Below are 18801 nucleotides of genomic sequence, written 5' to 3'. Positions count from 1 at the left end.
TCCTGAGCTTTCTTTTTTAGTATGATTTTCTTCATTTCGCTCATGTTACTAATGAGGTGATCATGTGAAACGGCTTTTTATATTTGGATTGATCTTAATTTGTATAGTAATAAGCCACACAAATGTTGCAGAAGCTTCTGATAGAAGAGCGACTTTTATAAGAAATGACGGACTGTGGCTTAAAGAAGGAGAACTTGAAAGAAAGCTTGTAGAAGGTTCAAATCTTACTCATCCAACGTTCTCAAGCAACGGAACTTATATTAGTTACCTAGCGCGTGAAGGGAAAGAGCTATGGGTGTACAACCGAGTCACACGTTTAAAAAGAAAAGTATTCGATGGCGATGTGAGTTTGGCGAGATGGTCTCCGACAGAATCTAAGCTTGCATGGAAAAGCGGGGGTGTGCTCAATGTAATCGACCTAACGAGACCTGCAGCGTCCTTTCAAAATGTCATCCTTGGCACAGGAAACTACAGCTGGGCACCTGACGGGAGAGGATTTGTTGTCTCATCTTCTGCAAATCTAGAGCCTGATGGCTGGAGTCCAGTTCGACTTTTTTACGTTCCTGTAAATGCAAACGGAGATTTGAACAAAGTACAGAACATTACGACGCTGCCTAAGATGAGTGAAACGTTCTTTGCGATAGGTACTACAGAATTCAAGTGGGGGATGGATGATCAGTGGTTTGCGTTCATCGCATGTCCAACAGCATCCATGTCGGCAGACTCCAACACGTTAATGGTTGTTTCTTTAGACGGCTCCAGAACGCGTAACATTGGTAACATGTTAAATCAGCCGAACTGGTTCCACTGGTCGCCGAATACGAAACAGCTCGGGTATATAAAAGGGATCGGAAGGCTGACTTCTGAAAATAAACGATTAACGATATGGAATCTTAAGAATGGGAACGAGATAAATCTAGGATACACCGGGTATGCCGACGGTGATTTTACTTGGTTGAATGATAAGAACATCATCGTGAGCCGTCAGATTGAGTGGGGTTATGGGGTTTCCCAGGAAAAAAGAGCAAAACCTTTTTTAGTCAGTGTGAAAATTAAAGACGGAAGTGCAAAGAGATTAACGAATCCAGCTTCAGGGGAAGCGGATGTTTATCCCAAAACGTTACCCGGTGAAAGATTAACTTGGATTCGTACGAATGGCCAAAGTGCAAAAGTAATGGTAAAGGAACGTTTAGAGGCACCAGAAACGTTGTGGATTAATAATTTGCAAACTCCAAAAGCATGTTCTGGGTGGTCGTGCACGATAGATATATATGAAGCTAGATAAAACTAGATGAAAATTGAGGTGAACCCGTGAAAATGGGTTCGCCTTTTTATTTTAATAAAAGAAGTTTTTAAAACCCGTCCAATATTTCACTTGTTTTCTCATGAATGCCTGTTTTGTTTCATACAGTTAAAAGTAAGGAAATAGCAGGAGGGGGAAAATATGAACTGGGACTTGCAAAATAAGGAGCTAGAAAAAGCAATAGCTGAAATTACCGAGATTGCTGACCACTTTGGCCTTGATTTTTATCCGATGCGGTATGAGATATGTCCTGCCGATATTATTTATACATTTGGTGCGTACGGAATGCCAACCCGTTTCTCTCATTGGAGCTTCGGAAAACAGTTTCATAAAATGAAGCTTCAATATGACTTAGGATTGAGTAAAATTTATGAGCTCGTTATCAACTCAGATCCGTGTTACGCATTCTTACTTGATACGAATTCACTTATTCAGAATAAATTAATCATTGCCCATGTTCTGGCACACTGTGACTTCTTCAAAAACAATGTTCGCTTTTCAAATACGAGAAGAGACATGGTTGAATGCATGACGGCTACAGCTGAACGAGTAGGTCAATATGAACATCTATACGGCAAAAAAGAGGTTGAACAGTTCTTAGATGCTATTCTCGCCATACAAGAACACATCGATCCTTCACTTGTTCGAAACAAATTAAATTATGTATTTGAAGACGAAGAAGATCTTACGCCTAAGAAGGAAACGCCTTACGATGATCTATGGAAGCTAGACGACAAAAAAGGTCCAAAACCAGTATTGAAAAAGAAAAAATCATTTCCACCGCAGCCTGAAAAGGACATTTTGTTATTTATTGAACAATATAGCCGCGAGCTTGAAGAATGGCAGCGCGATATTTTATCCATGATGCGAGAGGAAATGCTCTATTTCTGGCCACAGCTTGAAACAAAAATCATGAACGAAGGCTGGGCATCTTATTGGCACGCGAAGATCCTGCAAGAAATGGATTTGACTTCTCACGAAACAATTGAGTTCGCGAAACTAAACGCAGGAGTCGTTCAACCGTCCAAGACATCGATAAATCCATATTATCTTGGCTTACAGATATTTAAAGACATCGAAGAACGCTATAACAACCCTGATGAAGAGCTGATCAGGCAAGGCGTGAAACCAGGCTCTGGACGAGAGAAGATGTTCGAAGTACGCGAACTAGAATCTGACATGTCATTTATCCGAAATTATTTAACGAAAGATCTTGCTCAGCGTGAAGACATGTACCTATTTCAAAAGCAGGGCAAGGAATATAAGGTAGTCGATAAGCAGTGGGAAGAAGTACGTGATCAACTTGTGAGTATGCGAGTAAATGGCGGATTTCCTTACATCACAGTGAACGACGCCGATTATATGAAGAACGGAGAGCTCTACCTTAATCATAGCTTTGAAGATATGGAACTCGATGTGAAATATCTTGAAAAAGTGCTTCCACATCTTCATTATCTATGGGGTCGTCCTGTTCATATGGAGACGAGGATTGAGCAAAAGCCTGTTTTGTTTACGTATGATGGGAAGACGGTGCATCGGAAGTATCTATAGGTTAAACAAGTGTTTAAAAAGCACTCCATCTGGGGTGCTTTTAACTGTATTTAAAGGGGCTTTTTAAATTCTAATATTGAAATAAAATTTATTTTTCTTTTTACTTAGTCTCTAAAAATTTATTCTATAAACCCACCACATAAAGTGAGATAAAAAATATCTAGCGTTAGCTTTATATGCAACTGCAATAACATACTATATGCTGATTAATTTTAGGATGTATATTTATGAGGAAATAGGTCGGAGGGGGTTTTCTTCATGAATATTACATCTTTTTTAGTATATTGTTTTGTTGTTACGTTTACACCAGGACCGACGAATATCGTTATATTATCCACAGTACATAACTTTGGTACAAGGAAAGCAATGAATTATACTTATGGAGCTACCTTCGCTTTTGGTGTATTACTTGTTGTTTCAGCTATGCTAAACACAATTCTTCTATCAATTATTCCAAGAATATTAATAGTTATGAAGTTAATCGGTAGTTTCTATATGTTCTATCTCGCTTTTCAAATTTACAAAATGGGTTCATCAAAGCCAACCGGAAATCAAACTGCTACCTTTATGTCAGGATTTCTTATGCAGTTTTTGAATCCAAAGGTTGTCTTATTTACAATGACTGTAATCCCCAGTTTTATTTTGCCGTACTATATCTCCAAGTTTGCAGTGGCGCTAAGCGTTTTATCTATTACTCTTATAGGATTTTTAGCATTCTTAACTTGGGTTCTTTTCGGTACAATTTTCAAGGCGTTTTTACATAAGCATAACAAGCCTGTTAATATAATGATGGCGTTATTTTTAGTGTGTTCTGCAACTATGATATGGCTGTAGGTTAGAGGTGAATAAGGTGGATCAATTTATCTATAAAAAATCAGCAGGAATAACTGCGTTGTCAGCAAGTTTCACTGATTTTACTTATAAAAAGCATTCTCACATGGAGTATGCCATTGGTGTAACATTGCGTGGGATTCAACGATATAACTTGGATGGCAGTCTACAATTATCCTATCAAAATGGAGTTATGCTTTTTAATCCAGAACAGGCGCATGACGGAATGGCACATGACGAGACAGGCCTTGATTATGTAATGTTATATATTGAGCCGCAATTGCTTTTAGAGGTTATTGAGAAAAAGGATATCGTACGTTTTCAGACGCCTATTGTGTATGATCGAAGACTTGAACAAAAAATATTGAATCTTTCAGGTGCAATATTAAGCGGAAAAGATGAAGCAGTGTGCAGTGAGTTATTCTTGTCCCTCACCGATAGCCTTATTCAAACTAATCTTTCTACTGACAATAAGAAAGATCACGCAATGATTAAGAGAATAAAGGATAGACTTCATACAGATTTAGAAAAAGTATTTAAACTTGAAGAGATATGTAAGGATCTTAATTTGTCCAAATATCAGTTTATCCGATTATTCAAGGCTCATACTGGCATTTCACCCTACCAATACTTTCTTAACTGCAAGGTAGAGCATGCAAAGCAGTTAATAGAAAAAAATAGAGATGTTTATTCAGCAGTTACTGAGTGTGGCTTTGTAGATTTAACCCATTTAAATAAACATTTTAAAAGTGTATATGGAACAACTGCATTTGAATATCTGTCACATATACATTGAGAGAAGGTCAAGTGAATACTACGTAGATGCAAAAATATTGAAGCTAACAGCTGCAACGTTCTAATACCATATATTCACCAAAAACATTCCTGCTACAGGGATGTTTTTTTTTATGAATAAGAACATACATGACATACGTCTTACTAATAAAGTTTTGTTAGAAAGGATGTGTGAATGAAAGTGGGACTTTTAAAAAATGCTGTTCCAGTATTTCTAACGATTTGTATGATTATATTGTTCGGAGCTTTACCTATCCTGATTGTAGGAACTGAGATTCACGTTAGTGCTTATCTCATAGAAACGAAGAATCTGATTCTTAGTCTGCTGCATCCACATGAAATTACCTATTACATTACCAAACCAGAACGCCTACTATTCCCTGAAATCTTTAATCCATATCTCTATAGCCTGGCAGTTTATTTTTCAGCTTTTTTTCTTTCCATTTTGCTAGGACTACTACTGAGTTTTGTTACTATAAACTTATTTTCTAAGTCGGCAAAAAGATTCGTATCGTTTCTTGTATTTGTTCTAGAATCTTTGCCTGACCTGTTTATCGTTGCCGTGATACAAATGGGGATTGTTTGGTTTTTTAAGAAAACCGGAATACTTGTGATGTCATTTACCTCTCTCCCTGATGAACGATCTTATTTCATTCCTATCATAGCGTTATCGATTCTACCTACCGTCCAATTCTTCAAAATGTTTATGCTTTCTTTAGAAGAAGAAATAAAAATGGACTATGTAGTTTTTGCACGAGCAAAAGGGATTCCGTTCATCGCGATTCTACCTTTCCATGTTTATCGAAACACATTGATGAGCATCTTTTATCAATCAAAATCGATATTATGGATGATGCTTTCAAACCTGTTAGTATTGGAATATATCCTAAATATGAATGGGTTTACTTCATTTCTTTTTATGTACTTGTCTCCTGAACTTTTTGTTGTAGGACTCATTATGCTACTTTTACCAACTTATTTGTTATTGCTTGTTTTTAAAATTTGTATCAAAAAACTCAATAACGAAGAGGTGGTCCTATAGTGAAAACATTTTTTGTGCGTAATTTTTATATCCTATTAGGATCTAGTTTTATAGTTGGGATTTTGCTAGCAAGCTGTATAAATGGGATTTTCTTTGATGGGGAGATTAAACAGACGCAGGCTATTTATATAGATGCTTATCCTGTAGATGCAGCTCCCTTTAAACCGTCGCAGAGTTTCTGGCTAGGAACAGATACGAACGGAAGGCACTTGTTACATGTCATCATAGAAGGAGCAAAGTATACAATCGGTTTGAGTCTATTTATTGCGGGCATTAGAATGTTTTTTTCCTTTGTGTTAGGAACGATTTATGCGTTTTACCTGCAAAAATACCAAAGGGTTCTATCCGCATTAAGTAATGCTTTTCAGTATATTCCGGTTGTGTTATTGGCTTACTTTTTATTAAGGCCGGTCTTGAACCAAGCTTTTGAAGGTTTTCAGTACTCATTTGCAACTAGAGTGTGGTATGAGATCATTTTGTTAACATTATTAGCTCTTCCAACAGTATCTTTAGTAATCGGAAACGAAATCTCGATCATCCTAAAAAAAGAGTTTATCCAGAGTGCTAGGACGCTTGGAGCAAGTTCTTTTTTCATCCTTCGTAAGCATGTCATCGTACACGTATATCGTCGATTGCTGATCATTTTCACTCAGCAAGTTATCCAGGTCTTATTAATTTTAGCCCATCTCGGGTTGTTCGAACTTTATCTTGGTGGAACGAAAATTGATTATAGCATCATGCAAGCTGCTCCGATTACCACTACATATGAATGGTCAGGGCTAATTGGTGATTATTTTGATCTATTCATTGTATATCCGTGGATTCCACTTGTTCCAATCTGCGCTTTTACCTTAACGATTCTTTCCTTGAATCTTATTGTAAAAGGTCTAGAAAAGAATATGAATTCTGAGCCAGCCACTCAAACAAAGAGGTTAAAGCAAAAGGAAATCAAAAAGGTAGCACTTAAAGAATTTAACTTCAAAGTAGTAACACGAGATTAACAAACGTATGCAGTTTTTCTAATATATAATTACTTTCAAAATTTATCTCCTTTGATAGTTGATTGAAGTGGAAGATGCGAGACTCTTGGCTAGGGCAAGTTGCCAGGTGAGACACTTAAGAGTGAAACGAACGAATGTGGCTTACCGCTTGCCCTCGGAAAGCGAGTATCTGAAACGGAAATCAACTTTTTTCACACAAGAAAGTTTACGAAACAGCCATTCTTTTTTGAACGTTTAGTGACATGTAAAACTGTCCAGTTGACTGTATGGTTTTCTCTATTGTACATTGTATGTAATTATCAAGAGGAAGAGGTGAGGAAATTGGGAAGGTGTATCGCATTGGTGAGCTAGCAGAGGTAACAAATGTATCTAAAAGAACCATCGACTATTATTCCCAGATCGGTTTACTCCAGCCTCTTCGAACGGATTCGAATTATCGATTATATGATGAAGAGACGATTCATGTCTTAGGGTTGATTGAACATTATAAGAAACTCAACATGCCCTTACATGAGATCAAGTCTGTGATTGGACTAGTTAAATTGAAAAGTACTGAAAATGAACAGGTCGAGAAGTACGTGGACCAGATTACTGAGCTCATGAAACACCTAGAGGCAGAGATTAAGGAGATCAAGCCGATCATGGAGAGCTTAAACGATAAGCAAAGAGAGCTGCTCTTAAATAAAGTCTCTCCTCAAGGCATGACTTTAGCGCATTCATTACTTTTACTTTTCGGGTAAATAATAGTTGAGAGATATCTTTTGGATTAATGAACTAAAAGAAAATAAAACTATTTATACAACCTGGGAGGTGTATTCCTTGTGGTTAATGTAGCCATAAGGAGAACATTTGGAGATTATTAACTTAATTATGGTAGCTATTTTAATTGCGTTGACTGCTTTTTTCGTAGCTACCGAATTCGCGATTGTAAAGATTCGTACAACAAGACTGGATCAACTCGTTGCAGAAGGAAATACGAAAGCGGTAGCTGCTAGAAAGGTTGTCGGAAACCTCGACGAGTACCTTTCAGCCTGTCAGCTTGGTATAACCATTACAGCATTAGGATTAGGGTGGTTAGGAGAGCCGACGGTAGAGCACTTGTTGCATCCTCTTTTTGTAGAGTTTGATCTGTCTGAGTCTGTTTCAAGTATCTTATCGTTTATTATCGCCTTTGCTTTAATTACATTCTTACACGTAGTTATTGGAGAGCTTGCACCAAAAACACTCGCTATTCAAAAGGCGGAAGCCGTTACGTTAAGAATTGCAAAGCCAATCATGTTTTTCTATAAAATCATGTATCCGTTTATTAAAACATTGAACGGATCTGCGCGTATCTTTACAGGATGGTTTGGTTTGAAGCCTGCATCTGAACATGAACTAGCTCACTCGGAGGAAGAGTTGAGACTCATTCTTTCTGAGAGCTATAAAAGCGGTGAAATCAACCAGTCAGAGTTTAAATATGTAAATAATATCTTCCAATTCGACGACCGTACCGCTAAAGAAATAATGGTACCTCGCGTTGATATGGTAACACTGGATAAATCAGAAACAGTTAGAGAAAGCATTGCTGTTGTAACAGAAGAGAACTATACTCGATATCCGATCATAGATGGAGATAAAGACAGTGTTATCGGTATGGTAAACATGAAGCAAGTATTAACAGACTTCGTTAACGGCAAGAATCCAGATGCTTCACTCGAAGAGTATGTAAGACCTGTTATTCAGGTTTTTGAAACGATGCCTATTCATGATCTATTATTAAAAATGCAGAAAGAACGTGTTCATATGGCGATCTTGATCGATGAATATGGTGGTACTTCAGGACTTGTTACGGTTGAAGATATTCTTGAAGAAATCGTAGGCGAAATTCGAGATGAATTTGATGAGGATGAAGTGCCTGATATCAAAAAGGTTGATGAAAACAGAACAATTCTTGACGGTAAAGTATTGATTTCAGAAGTGAACGATCTTTTTGGTCTAAACATTAACGATGAAGATGTTGATACGATTGGTGGATGGATTCTTTCTGAAAAGATGGAGATCAAAATGGGCGATGAGGTTTCAGTGGAAAACTATCGTTTCAAGATTTTAGAAATCGATGGGTATCATGTTAAGTCACTTGAAGTATTAAATGTGAAGAACGAAGAATTTATTAACTAATCAAAGAAGACGTGCAAGCTCTGCACGTCTTTTTTATAAAAAAGCAGTAGTTGTTCTTAGCAATTTAGATATAGAAACAAAGGAGTTAGTTATGGAGAATTGGTTAATCAATATTATGAACGAATTTGGATACTGGGGGATTCTGCTGTTAATCGCATTAGAAAACGTATTTCCTCCGATTCCATCTGAAATCATCCTAACCTTTGGAGGGTTCATGACGAACTCTTCAGATTTAAATATAGTAGGAGTCATCTTAGCAGCAACAGTGGGTTCTGTTCTAGGAGCGGTGATTCTATATGGTGTAGGATTGCAACTAGATGTTGAACGAATGGAGAAGATTATTGATAGGTGGGGGCATATCCTTCGATTAACGAAAAAGGATATTCATAAGGCAGATGCATGGTTTGATAAATATGGCCCATGGACGGTATTCTTTTGCCGATTCATTCCTTTGATAAGAAGTCTAATCTCCATTCCAGCGGGCATGTCTAATATGAATTTCGGTTTATTCCTTGTACTTACAACATTCGGAACATTGATCTGGAACATTGCTCTCGTTAATTTGGGTGCGTATTTTGGAGCGTCATGGGAAGTAATTGTAGGGTATATGGACGTTTACTCCAAAATCATCTATGCTGTTTTGGCGTTACTTTTTGTATCTGTTATCATTCTTTATGTACGCAAACGCAGACAAAATAGCTAATTTTACTCTCTTTTAAAAACATAATTGGACGTTTTGAAGAATCTCCTAGTGATAGGGGATTCTTTTTTTGGAGGTGAAAAAGATGTGGAGTAGGTTGGTTTCAAAGATTCTATACACTTCGAGGGTTAGAGGTCTCCCGTTCAAAGAAACCAAAGTGGTCTTTACAGACAAAAACAATAAGTATATACAGGAACGAGAAGCTCTGCATCAAAAAATTATAGATACGCTCATTAAACGATCAAAAATGGATAATTTTCAACCTCCGATCGCCGTGTTAGTTGGGGGAGGGAGTGCTTCTGGTAAGACATCTTTGTGTGAAAGTATCGTGAAACAAAACATCAAAAAGAAGAGAAGACATTTGATCACAATTGATCCGGACGAAATAAAAAAATTAATACCTGAGTATCAATCCTTTCAAAAAAAATTCCCTAGTTCAGCCGCTGCACTTGTTCATAAAGAATCGGTTGATGTATCAGAAAAGTTAGTCCAACACATAGTAGAAACAAAAAGGTCGTTCCTGCTAGAAGGAACGATGGCGAAAACAGGAAAATATGTATCTCTTGTGAACAGCTTACAAAAAAGAAGATATGAAGTAGTCGTATATATCGTAGATGTTCCTGTTAATGTTGCAATCGAAAGAGAAGCAATTAGAGCTAAAAAAACGGGGCGATCTGTACCTCGGCATGTTATTGAACATACACATCGGCGTATTCCAAGAACGTTTTTAGCTATTAAAGAGGATGTGTCATTTTTTGAGGGGTATGACAATCAAAATGGATTAAAGCTCTTTATCTCTAACCATTTTACAGATGAAAATAGATATAATGAATTTTTGAGAAAAGAGTACGATTAGAGCTAAATGAAGGAATCGAGACAGCGTTCGTATTCGTCAATCCATATCCGTTTGGATTGATAGAAGGTAGAGAATGCCCAGTAAAGTGCTGTTTCATGGAAATGAAGATCTGAGAATGAATGAGTTATCAAATACTTTTTTATGAAGGAATAGGCTTGTTTCTCTTTCATTGTACTTATTATCATAAGGTTTTTACCGATTTCTGATATAAAAGCTTCTTGATCGTGATTTTTGAATTCTGAACTGTTCATCCACTTTTTTGGTGGGAGCTTGATAATCATCGGACTCGATAAACAATGTAGAGCTCTATTGTTATGAAACGAAAGTTGTTCTTTAAATGGAGATGCTTTTATTTCACCTGTACTGTTAAAATGTCCACTCCAAACAGGACCATATACAAAGTCGTAACCATGCTTAATTCCTTTACGAGATGTTTTTACAAAGTCTTTCCAAGCATCCTTATTTAATTGCCATTTCACCTCGTGTGGCAAAGGGAAAATCCTGCCCTGTAATCTTCGCAGGGCATGTAAATCCACTGAGAATGCTAAATAAGCTGGAATTTTTGTATCTGGGTGGTTTAGATAATCTGACTCAGTGAGGTTTAATAAATTTAGTATATGGGGTGAAAGCTGCTTGTTCTTCGCTCTAAAATAAGACCAGGATTTAGCCTGTTCTCTACTGAAAGTTACGTAAAAGCCTTGGCCAAAATCAGTTCTCAATCTTTGTGCTTCTATCCAGATACCGTTTTGTTGGATAAGCTTAGCAGCAAATAATGTAGTACCATGATAGACTGTACGATATCGATCGTTTGAAAGCAAAGTGATCGCCCCCCTTATACATGTAATATGTAAAATGGAAAAGAAGGTTACAGATGGAGATTTTAATAGTACATATTTGGCAAACACACTCCTTTGGGGTGTTTTTTTGTTAATATTTACAATTTTGTGAATGTGTAAGAAAATGCATTTCATTATCTGTTAAAATATGTATAATAAAATTAGAACGGCCGTTCAAATTAAAGGAAGGAAATAAATCATTGAGCAAAAGAAGATACAACAGTGAATCAGCAAAACTAGAAATCATGGAAAAAGCCTTTTTACTTTTTTCACAAAAAGGGTACACACAAACATCAGTTTCCGATATCTCAAAAGCTTCTGGATATAGCAAAGGACACATTTATTATCATTTTGAGAATAAAGAAAAGTTGTTTGTATTATTAGCTCAACGAACGATGAAGGAATGGTATTTGAAGTGGATGAATAAAGAACCTGAATTTACTTGTGCATCCGATAAGCTTTATGGAATGGCTATGCATGTTCTTTATAATTACCAAACTCCTCTCTTAAAAGGGGGACAGGAACTTGCTTCCAATCCTGAATCTAGTCCAGAATCCATTAAGCAGCTGTATGAATTAGCGGTCATTCCCATGGGTGCCTATCGAGCCATACTCGTTCAAGGGATAGAAGAAGGCGAATTTAAGAAAGGCAACGTGGAAGAATGGACGGTGTTGATCGGCACATGGCTTGGTGGACTTTGTCAGCTTACAAATACTCAAGAACTTCACAGCTTAGAGCCGCTTTTTAAGAATGCTGTACGTATATTTTTAGAGTCCATTCAAAAATAGGGAGGAAATGGTATGAGAATCGGATTAATCGGTGACAGTCTGACAGAAGGAAGACCTGGTGTTTCTTTTTTAAAACTCTTACAGAATCAATATCCACACATGACGTTTGTGAACCTCGGCAAACCAGGGGAGTCTGTTAAAAGCTTGCATAGCCGTCTAACAAAAAAGAAATTAGAAACCTTTGATCTTGCTTTCCTTTGGATCGGTGTTAATGATGTCTATTCAAAATTACTAAGTGTTCAAGCCCAGCCTGTTGCAAAAGATCATGAAGAGTTTAAAGCGTATTATCAAAAAGTTTTAGAGTGTGTCTTGTCTTCCTCAAAAGTTGTAATTACGGTTACCCCAGCAATAGTTGGTGAGGACCTGAATAATGTCTCGAATCAAGAGATTAAACAATTATGTACCCTCATCACATCCATCGCTCACAAACATAGAAATGTTTCCACACTTAATCTACAGACTGTTTTTGAACAACACCTTTCTTCCATAAAGAGTTCCGACTATATCAGTACAAAAGTATTAACCGTTATGAAAGATGTTCTTTTTTATAAAAAACCATCAAGAATCGATCAGTTGTCAAAGAAACGTGGGTTGCATCTCACATTAGATGGCATTCATTTGAACAGTAAAGGCGCTCAAATTGTTGCAGATGAATATGCAGCGATTATCGATCAACATCGATCTACCAATAAGAACGCTATACTTTAAGGATTATAGACTATTTAATACAAGAGGTGGTTGATTTGATGGAAAAACGGAGAGTTGCGATTGTAACGGGTGGAGCTTCAGGTATCGGTTACGCCCTTTGTGAGAAGCTCGTCTCACAAAACGTGTTTGTGGTCATCACAGATATCAATCATGAATTAGGCAGACAAGTTGAAGAAAAGTTAAACAAAGAGACAATAAATGCTAGATATCTACACTTAGACGTAACCGATGCAGAAAGTGTAGAGAATGTTGTCAAAGAAGTATATCAGGAGTTCGGAAGATTAGATTATCTTTTTAACAATGCTGGCATCGCGATGTACGGTGAATTGTATGATACGACCTTGGATGACTGGAAAACAATAATGAATGTTAACCTTTGGGGAGTCATCCATGGAACTAACGCAGGATATCGAGTAATGAAACAACAAGGATTTGGTCATATCGTTAACACAGCTTCAGCTGCAGGCTTAGGTCCATCTCCCGTATCTGCAGCTTACGGAACTACGAAACACGCAGTAGTTGGATTAACAACTTCCCTTCATTATGAGGCAGAAGAATTCGGTATTAAAGTGAGCGCACTTTGCCCAACGTTTGTGGACACACCAATCTTCGAGAAAGCAAAAGCAATTCAGATAGATAAAGATGTGATTATGAAGCAATTTCAAAAACAAAAGATGATGTCTCCAGAAAAACTAGCAAAATTAACAATAGACGGCATACATAAAAATAAGGTTATTATATGCCCCATGCCGATGCGAAGAACGATGGACATTTTTTTCACGTTATTCCCTGTAGCACATAGAGGATTTATGAGGTTGGTCTGTAGAGTAAGCCGAAAAGCTAGGCTAGTTTAAAGAGTTAAGATGAACTGCTAATGTTCTAGGGCAGTTCATTTTTTATTTAATCGTACATACTTCGTTATAATAAAAGTAATCTAAGTTTTGGAGGAGTAATCGTGAAAACCATTTTGATCGTGGAGGATGAACCAAAGCTATTGGAAGTTGTTTCTTCTTATTTGAAGAAGGAAGGGCACAATACGCTAGAAGCTCTTACTGCTAAGGAAGCTATTAATTATCTAATCAATTACTCTATAGATTTCGTAATTCTTGACCTTATGTTGCCAGATATGAGTGGGGAAGCACTCTGTCAGAGAATTAGGCAAACACATACGTTACCGATATTAATGCTGACTGCAAAGGTGAGTGAGGAAGATCGCATCAACGGATTAGCCATCGGCGCTGATGATTATATGGTGAAACCTTTTAGTCCGCGCGAACTTGTTCAACGAGTTAAAACGATTTTACGCCGATCAGGAGATGAGGGCTTGTTGGCTGAGCATATTACCTATAACGAAGGAGAACTTAAAGTCGATGCTCGTAAACAAGAAGTATACATACACGGAAACCTTGTCAACCTTACACCAATTGAGCTTAAGCTACTGCTGACATTTGGCAGGCACCCAAATCGTGTTTTTTCAAGAGATGAATTAGTGGAGAAGATTTTAGGATTCGATTATGAAGGTGACACCAGGACTATCGATCAACACGTAAAAAACTTAAGGTCTAAACTAGAGACTGATCCTAAGAACCCACGCTATATCGTTACAGTGTTTGGGGTAGGATATAAGTTTACTGGAGGCAGCCATGTTTAAAGGTCTGCATGCAAGGCTGACACTCATTTTTATTTTGGCTGCGTCATCCATTCTCATCATTGCAGGTCTTATCATCATGTATGAAGTTCATTATCACTTTACGATGTTTCAAAAAGATGTACCTGAATTTCAAAGTATAGAGCCTTTAACACATCACTTTGAAAAGGCTTTGTTAAGTTCTGTTCTTTGGACGTCGATTGGCGCTATTCTATTAGTCGGCATTATTAGTTATTTCGTCGCGAAGAATTTATCGAGACCCATGGTAGAGATGAGGAAAGCTGCAGAAAAGATGGCGAAAGGCGAACTTCAAGTCAGAGTAAAGGTGCTTGGGAATCATGAACTAAATGACTTGGGAACATCTCTTAATCAACTTGCTGCAAAACTACAATTACAGGAAACTTCTCGTAAGAATATGACTTCAGATATTGCACATGAACTTAGAACACCTTTAGCAACGATAAAAAGTCATCTTGAGGCTTTCGAAGATGGTGTTTTCGAACCAACCACAGCTAGAATTCAGTCACTTAAAACTGAAATTGAACAGTTAATCTCTTTAGTGCAAGATCTTGAGTATTTAACAGCTATGGAATCACCTGAGTTCTCACTTAATAAAAAGTCTGAACAACTAAACGACATCATTATAAAAAGTATAGATGCTTTTTCTGGAGCGTTTGTTCAAAAGGACATTACATTAAGAAAGGAACTGGATAAGGACGTTGTACTAAATTTAGATGCAAAACGTATTACCCAAGTGTTCATGAATCTGTTCAGCAATGCTCTAAGGTATACACCTAGAGGAGGGGAAGTGTTGGTTAACACCTATGTTGATGATGAATCAGTTATTATTTCAATACGTGATACAGGAATCGGCATTTCTGAAGAAGAGATTAAACAAGTGTTTGAACGCTTTTATCGTGGAGAAAAATCAAGAAACAGGGAACATGGAGGCAGCGGAATAGGTCTAACGATTGTAAAAAGAATTGTTGAAGCTCACGAAGGACAGATTTGGGTAAATGGGGAGTACAAGCAAGGTACTGAGATGAAAATAAAGTTTTTCAGATAAGGAAGCCGGCGTGATTTGGGACGCCGGCTTTTTTTGATATTCATGTGTGCTTTTGTCGAAAAGCCTATAAACTTATTTGAAGGACTATAAATGGAGATTTAGGGGCTATAACTGTAGATTAAGGGTCCATAAAATTTTTCCTGGGCCTATAAATCCAAATCGACGGCCCATAAAAATTATTTGTCCTTAGATAACTCGCTTTCTGTTACCCATTTGTGGTTCTTAATGCGTTCTCCACCTGTTGTAGGCGTATAGTCGACCATATAGACGGTCGTTTGTTCAGCAGAATCAATTGTAGCTTTTGCGCCTTTCATACCTTTCATATGGTCTGCTTCAAGAGTAACTTCTGTTCCTTGAGTTAGCGGTTTATCACCTGCATCCTTGATCTCTTCGTGTATGACCCACTTATGATTCTTTACTTTTTTTCCACCTGTTGTAGGTGTGTAACTTACGGTATATACGGTTGTATCATATGCACCTGTGATTGTAGCTTCTGCGCCGTCCATACCTTTCATATGATCTGCTTTTATAACCGTTTTACTTCCAACTTTATATGTTGGGTTTTCTGCCTTTTTTAGTTCTTCAGGAACTTCGCCTGTGCCTGAATGATTCATTTCTCCGTGATCTGCATGGTCTTGACTTTCTTCATTCTTTTTTGTTGGCTCATCTTTTCCACATGCTGAAAGAACGAGTGAGAATGAGAGCAACATCGTAATAAATAGTTTGTTTTTTACCATTAATAAAACCTCCTCTATGGGCTAGTGTTAGTATTCTTCTTCATAAGAACTTTATGAACATATGACTAGCATAAAGGACACTTATGTAGAAGTTGTGAAGAGAGTGATTGTTACAATAGAAAAGAAACTGCTGCGTTCATAAGAACTCAAGCAGTTTCTTTTTCAAAAATTTAAACAAATGTTTAATTAATATTTATATAAATGACATCAATAAACCACCAAGTGCACCAGTTACAACGACCACCCATGGAGGAAGCTTCCAATACACCAACATGCTGAACAATACAGCTGCAAACGCAAAGTCGATTGGTTTTATAATCGTACTTGTCCATATAGGCTGATAGAAGGCGGAGATTAAAATTCCAACCACAGCAGCGTTTACTCCCATTAAAGCACCTTTGATTTTAGCGTTCTGCCTAAGCATGTTCCAAAAGGGGAGCGTGCCTAGAATTAAAAGAAAAGCAGGTAAAAAGATTGCAACCGTAGCAAGTAATCCACCTTGCCATCCATTCATCACTGCTCCAATATAGGCTGCAAACGTGAACAGAGGACCAGGTACGGCTTGTGCTGCTCCATAACCAGCCAAAAATGCTTCTTCACTGATCCAACCAGATGGTACGAATTCTCGCTCAAGTAACGGAAGAACCACATGGCCGCCTCCGAATACCAGTGATCCAGAACGATAGAAGCTGTCAAAAATAGCGATCCAACTGTTAGAAGTCGCATCTCTTAAGAGCGGCAACAGAAGAAGTAACGCAAAGAATAAACTCAAACAGATAACAGCAAACTTTTTTGAGATAGGAAATTCATATTTTGTTTCATCGTTATTTGTCTGATCTTTATATAATAAAAACCCTAATACGCCTGCAAGCAGGATTACGCCTACTTGAGAGAACGCAGTCTGCCACAATAGCGTTCCGATTAAAGCTAACAACGCGATGGTTTTTCTTTTTAAATCTGGTGTTAGTTTTTCAGCCATCCCTAGAATAGCGTGTGCCACAACTGCAACGGCTACGAGCTTTAATCCGTGAATCCAGCTTAGATCAGAAACATTTAATCCCTGCAGAATAAGTGCGAAAACGATGAGCGCGATAACGGAAGGGAGAGTAAAGCCGATAAAGGATACAATTCCTCCTAATACGCCACCTCGCATAACACCGATTCCGATTCCTACTTGGCTACTAGCAGGACCAGGGAGGAACTGACAGAGAGCTACAAGGTCTGCGTAACTTTTTTCATCCATCCATTTGCGCTTTCTTACATATTCTTCATGAAAATAGCCTAGGTGCGCAATTGGACCACCAAAAGAAGTGAGACCAAGCCTTGTTGATACGATAAGTATTTCTATTAATATTTGTAGTCGGCTTTTATTTTGTGTCATTTATGATCACCTCTTACTCTTTTATTTCTTTAAAAAGTTCATAAGCTTTTGTTCTTGCTTCAGTTAAGACAATCTGTCCTTTTTCAGTTGCGGTGTAGTACTTTCTGATCTTTCCATCCACTTTTTTCTCTGCCTTGATTAATAGACCATCTGCTTCCATAGAATGAAGAATGGGATACAGTGTACCAGTACTGATGTTGTATCCATGTTCCTTTAGCTCTTCAAGCATCCATACGCCATAGATCGGGTGTTCAAGCGCGTGATGCAAAATGTGTATTTGAATAAATCCAAGAAACAATTTCCGCAGCACTTTATCTTCCAAGGATGAACTCCCCCTTATACAACTAATATCGAAAGCCAATATCGATTTTCGATATCAATTTAACATGATTAGTGTAGCCTAACAACCCCTTGGAAATAAGCTTTACAAAATCTTAATAATCTTTTTTTGTTACCGTTATTGTTTTAATAATTTCACAGTTTAGTCATTTCCTGTTTTTTTAATGTTACAATTATTGAAGAAGCTGTAACTTGAAACTAAATGGTGAGATGGAGTGAAAAAAGTGAGATCTACATTAACGGTTGCTCATTACTTAAATGAAAACGCTGAATATTTAGCTAATAAAATCGTTGATGATATTATTGAGAAATTCGGTTTTCAAGTAAGTAGGGAAGATATTGAACAAGCTAGACAGATGTATGTGGAATTCTTAACGTTTCTAAGCGATTCAATCGATTGTGATGAAGGATCTATACCCCAGGAGCTATTGAATTGGAGCAGACAGAACGGTGAGAGGTCTGCCGCTAAACATCATCGAATCTCAGAAATATTAATTCGATATCCAGATACTCGAATGGTGTTCGCTGATTTCATTCTGAAGATTAGTTTAGACCACGAACTTTCAACAGCGGATGTTGTTTTAATCCTGAAGCGGGTTCATCACATGTTAGATGTAAGTATTAATGAAACGGTTCTTGCCTTTGAACGAAAGTCAGAGGAAATTCTAGAGAAAACAAGATCTGAACTCCGAGAGCTGTCTACACCGGTAGTCCCTATTGAGAATGGACTAGCTGTACTACCCCTAATCGGTTCAATAGATGCTGATCGCACAGAACACCTGATGAACGCAGTTCTCCCAAAAATTCCTGAACTTCAAGTGGAATATTTGATTATGGACTTTTCAGGAATTGTTGTCATGGATTCAGAGGTTGCGGGACACATCTTTAATGTATACCGTGTTCTTGGATTACTTGGTATCGATGTTTCAGTAACAGGTTTACGTCCAGAGCTAGCTATTAGTGCCGTATCAGAAGGTATTGATTTCTCTTCTATTAAAACATTCGCAAACGTCAAACAGGCGATTGAGAGCATCAAACAAAAAAACTAGCACGCTTTTT

The 18801-nt window shown here is 37.5% G+C and carries 20 protein-coding genes; 16 read left to right on the top strand and 4 right to left on the bottom strand.

Going from position 1 to position 18801, the window contains the following annotated elements; genetic code table 11:
- Window positions 1-64 precede the first annotated feature (64 nt).
- The 10 genes from IHV12_RS10965 (at window position 65) to IHV12_RS10920 (ending at window position 10239) form a co-directional block, all read left to right on the top strand.
- The gene (locus IHV12_RS10965) at window positions 65-1285 is read left to right on the top strand and encodes a hypothetical protein (protein WP_197190857.1); all 1221 of its coding nucleotides are present in this window, start codon (window positions 65-67) and stop codon (window positions 1283-1285) included.
- 159 nt (window positions 1286-1444) lie between these two features.
- Entirely contained in the window at window positions 1445-2854 is a 1410-nt protein-coding gene (locus IHV12_RS10960; protein WP_197126799.1) for a SpoVR family protein, read from the top strand.
- 258 nt (window positions 2855-3112) lie between these two features.
- Window positions 3113-3688 carry a LysE family translocator gene (locus IHV12_RS10955; RefSeq protein WP_197126800.1) on the top strand — a complete coding sequence of 192 codons (576 nt, stop codon included), beginning with the start codon at window positions 3113-3115 and terminating at the stop codon, window positions 3686-3688.
- A gap of 16 nt (window positions 3689-3704) precedes the next feature.
- Window positions 3705-4481, top strand: a complete 777-nt coding sequence (locus tag IHV12_RS10950; RefSeq protein ID WP_197126801.1) for an AraC family transcriptional regulator — start codon at window positions 3705-3707, stop codon at window positions 4479-4481.
- A gap of 174 nt (window positions 4482-4655) precedes the next feature.
- Complete coding sequence (locus IHV12_RS10945; RefSeq protein ID WP_197190856.1) at window positions 4656-5522, top strand: ABC transporter permease subunit; 867 nt, start codon at window positions 4656-4658, stop codon at window positions 5520-5522.
- Window positions 5522-6523 (top strand): ABC transporter permease, encoded by a 1002-nt coding sequence (locus IHV12_RS10940; RefSeq protein WP_197190855.1) that lies wholly within the window; start codon window positions 5522-5524, stop codon window positions 6521-6523. Before IHV12_RS10945 ends, IHV12_RS10940 begins: the two co-directional genes overlap by 1 nt.
- A gap of 329 nt (window positions 6524-6852) precedes the next feature.
- Complete coding sequence (locus IHV12_RS10935) at window positions 6853-7263, top strand: MerR family transcriptional regulator (protein WP_197126805.1); 411 nt, start codon at window positions 6853-6855, stop codon at window positions 7261-7263.
- 109 nt (window positions 7264-7372) lie between these two features.
- Complete coding sequence (locus tag IHV12_RS10930) at window positions 7373-8683, top strand: hemolysin family protein (RefSeq protein WP_197126806.1); 1311 nt, start codon at window positions 7373-7375, stop codon at window positions 8681-8683.
- A gap of 91 nt (window positions 8684-8774) precedes the next feature.
- Window positions 8775-9386: a DedA family protein gene (locus tag IHV12_RS10925; protein WP_197126807.1), complete on the top strand. Its 612-nt coding sequence runs from the start codon at window positions 8775-8777 to the stop codon at window positions 9384-9386.
- Between the two features lie 82 nt (window positions 9387-9468).
- Entirely contained in the window at window positions 9469-10239 is a 771-nt protein-coding gene (locus IHV12_RS10920) for a zeta toxin family protein (RefSeq protein ID WP_197126808.1), read from the top strand.
- Between the two features lie 2 nt (window positions 10240-10241).
- Here IHV12_RS10920 and IHV12_RS10915 read toward each other — a convergent pair whose 3' ends face one another.
- On the bottom strand, window positions 10242-11057 hold the full coding sequence (locus IHV12_RS10915; protein WP_197190854.1) for a DUF3990 domain-containing protein: 816 nt from the start codon (window positions 11055-11057) through the stop codon (window positions 10242-10244).
- Between the two features lie 218 nt (window positions 11058-11275).
- Between IHV12_RS10915 and IHV12_RS10910 the strand changes: the two genes are divergently transcribed.
- The 5 genes from IHV12_RS10910 to IHV12_RS10890 all read left to right on the top strand — a co-directional run bounded on the left by IHV12_RS10910 (window position 11276) and on the right by IHV12_RS10890 (window position 15285).
- On the top strand, window positions 11276-11863 hold the full coding sequence (locus tag IHV12_RS10910) for a TetR/AcrR family transcriptional regulator (protein WP_197126810.1): 588 nt from the start codon (window positions 11276-11278) through the stop codon (window positions 11861-11863).
- Between the two features lie 12 nt (window positions 11864-11875).
- Window positions 11876-12571 carry an SGNH/GDSL hydrolase family protein gene (locus tag IHV12_RS10905; protein WP_197190853.1) on the top strand — a complete coding sequence of 232 codons (696 nt, stop codon included), beginning with the start codon at window positions 11876-11878 and terminating at the stop codon, window positions 12569-12571.
- A 38-nt stretch (window positions 12572-12609) separates the two neighbouring features.
- Window positions 12610-13425 carry an SDR family NAD(P)-dependent oxidoreductase gene (locus IHV12_RS10900; RefSeq protein WP_197190852.1) on the top strand — a complete coding sequence of 272 codons (816 nt, stop codon included), beginning with the start codon at window positions 12610-12612 and terminating at the stop codon, window positions 13423-13425.
- A gap of 101 nt (window positions 13426-13526) precedes the next feature.
- Window positions 13527-14222, top strand: coding sequence for a response regulator transcription factor (locus IHV12_RS10895; RefSeq protein ID WP_197126813.1), 696 nt, complete (start codon window positions 13527-13529; stop codon window positions 14220-14222).
- Complete coding sequence (locus IHV12_RS10890; protein WP_197190851.1) at window positions 14215-15285, top strand: sensor histidine kinase; 1071 nt, start codon at window positions 14215-14217, stop codon at window positions 15283-15285. Before IHV12_RS10895 ends, IHV12_RS10890 begins: the two co-directional genes overlap by 8 nt.
- Window positions 15286-15461: 176 nt before the next feature.
- Here the strand turns inward: IHV12_RS10890 and IHV12_RS10885 are convergent, their stop codons facing one another.
- From IHV12_RS10885 to IHV12_RS10875, 3 genes are all read right to left on the bottom strand, one after another.
- Window positions 15462-16022 carry a YdhK family protein gene (locus IHV12_RS10885; RefSeq protein WP_197190850.1) on the bottom strand — a complete coding sequence of 187 codons (561 nt, stop codon included), beginning with the start codon at window positions 16020-16022 and terminating at the stop codon, window positions 15462-15464.
- Window positions 16023-16215: 193 nt separating this feature from the next.
- A complete protein-coding gene (locus IHV12_RS10880; protein ID WP_197190849.1) occupies window positions 16216-17403 on the bottom strand; it encodes a chromate transporter in 1188 nt (395 codons plus the stop codon).
- A 13-nt stretch (window positions 17404-17416) separates the two neighbouring features.
- The gene (locus IHV12_RS10875; protein WP_197190848.1) at window positions 17417-17725 is read right to left on the bottom strand and encodes a PadR family transcriptional regulator; all 309 of its coding nucleotides are present in this window, start codon (window positions 17723-17725) and stop codon (window positions 17417-17419) included.
- A gap of 232 nt (window positions 17726-17957) precedes the next feature.
- Here IHV12_RS10875 and IHV12_RS23075 point away from each other — a divergent pair, with 232 nt between their 5' ends.
- The gene (locus IHV12_RS23075; protein WP_370568797.1) at window positions 17958-18791 is read left to right on the top strand and encodes an STAS domain-containing protein; all 834 of its coding nucleotides are present in this window, start codon (window positions 17958-17960) and stop codon (window positions 18789-18791) included.
- The last annotated feature ends 10 nt before the right edge of the window (window positions 18792-18801 follow it).

The organism is Fictibacillus sp. 7GRE50 (assembly GCF_015903875.1).
GTDB lineage: Bacteria > Bacillota > Bacilli > Bacillales > Fictibacillaceae > Fictibacillus > Fictibacillus phosphorivorans.
This window is presented reverse-complemented; position numbering and strand designations above follow the sequence as displayed.